General features: G+C 57.8%; 1 protein-coding gene and 1 pseudogene. Both read right to left on the reverse strand.

Annotation, left to right across the window (positions count from 1 at the left end; translation table 11 throughout):
- Window positions 1–33: 33 nt before the first annotated feature.
- A protein-coding gene (locus tag AC1D1P_RS22320; protein WP_477674491.1) for an IS630 family transposase occupies window positions 34–976 on the reverse strand; the annotation gives its coding sequence in 2 pieces (ribosomal slippage) (window positions 34–639 and window positions 641–976; 942 coding nt in all).
- 89 nt (window positions 977–1,065) lie between these two features.
- A pseudogene (locus AC1D1P_RS22325) lies at window positions 1,066–1,626 on the reverse strand (IS6 family transposase); the annotation flags it as partial.
- Window positions 1,627–1,810: the final 184 nt, after the last annotated feature.

Below are 1,810 nucleotides of genomic sequence, written 5' to 3' on the forward strand. Positions count from 1 at the left end.
GACCCTTTGCAACGTGCCTAGAGCGTGCTGTTTTTAGACGGCAGCATATCCTGAGTTTCTAAGATAGTTTGCGCATTCGTCAGGCGCGAATGCGTCGAGCATGTGACCGGCGGTGCGCCACGTTGTTTCGACGCTTCGTGGCTCGGCCTTTCTGATGAGATGCTTGAGCTTGGCGAAGACCTGCTCAATGGGATTGAGGTCTGGACTGTAAGGCGGCAGGAAGATGAGATGCGCGCCGGCAGCCCTGATTGCACGTCGGATAGCCTGCCCCTTGTGGCTGCCGAGATTGTCGAGGATGACGACGTCGCCTTTGGCAAGTGTTGGCACAAGGATTTTCCTGACATAGACGTTAAAGAGCTCGCCATTGATCGGCCCGTCGATAACCCAGGGCGCGTCGATACGGTCGCTGCGCAGGGCCGCGATGAAGGTCAGGGTTTTCCAGTGGCCGTGCGGGACTGAAGCGGCGAGCCGCTGGCCACGTGGTGCCCAGCCCCTGAGCGGCGCCATGTTGGTTTTGATCCAGGTCTCGTCAAGGAAGACCAGTCGATGAGCCTCGATCCGGTGCTGGTGGTTCTTCCAGCGTTGCCGTTTGCGGGCGATGTCCGGTCTCGTCTGCTCGGCTGGCAGCACCGTTTTTTTTGAAACTCAAGCCTTCAGCCCGGACAAACACCCAGACAGCACGGCGGTCGGTCTTGATGCCACGCTCGGCAAGCTCCGCAACCAGCCCACGTGTCGTGAACGGGCCAGAGCAACAACGTTGGCGCAACCACTCGGCCCGCTCATTCGACAAAGTCCGTTTCTTGTGCCCGCCAATCCGGCCTGGCGTAAGAGCGCCTGTCTCGGCCAGGCGCCGCTTCCATTTTGAAACACACGAAGGGCTGATCGATAGTGCGGCCGCAATAGAGCGTATCGTCTCGCCGGCCGTTAGCCGCGCCATTGCACGCTCTCGAAGATCTTCAGAATAAGGCTGTGTCATCGCCGCTGGCCTGCCTTCCCCAGCAGCAATGTTGAATCACATTCAAACTGATTTGCGAATCCCAGATTCCGCTAAATCACAGCATGCTCTAGTGATCGGTGGCCTTGCATGGTTCGTTCCCGTTTTCGAAACGGCAGATGGCTGTTCTCGGCCCGATTATTGAGGCCATTGTGCGATCAATAGTCAAGGCCGGGTGCCACTTCCGCCTTTGCTGCACCGTAGGAGCGGAGCTTATCGGTGATGATCCGTTTGGGAGCAAAGCCATAGCGCTTCATTAACGCCACCAGCACGCGCTTCGCTGCATCCCTTTTATCACGCCGCTTCTGCAATATCTCTTCGAGAACAGTGCCATGTTGATCGACCGCACGCCAGAGCCAGGATTTCTCTCCAGCGCATTTCACGACGACTTCGTCCAGATACCAAATATCGCCGGGGCGCRCCTGCCGCCGCCGCAAGTTGCGTGCGATCTGGGGTCCGAACTTGGCGATCCAGCGGCGGACTGTCTCGTATGACACGTCGATTCCACGCTCGAGCAGCATTTCCTCAACTTCACGCTGACTAAGGTTGAACCGCAGATAAAGCCAGACGGCGTGAGTAATGATCTGCGGGGGAAAACGGTGACGCTTAAAACTGATATCTGATGTCTGCATTGCCGAAAATTATGCGCAACCCGTCAGGCAGGCAACCGCAACCCAGTTAACGTGACAATACCCCAAGGGGCGATGTCGATCGCGCCTATGTGTGGCGTCCACCACCATGGACCGGCACCGCACCCCTTCAAAGTCCGAAACGGCTCCACAATGCTCTCTCTTCCGCCGCTTCGACAAGCCCCGT

The organism is Polaromonas sp. P1_E1_2 (assembly GCF_056406035.1).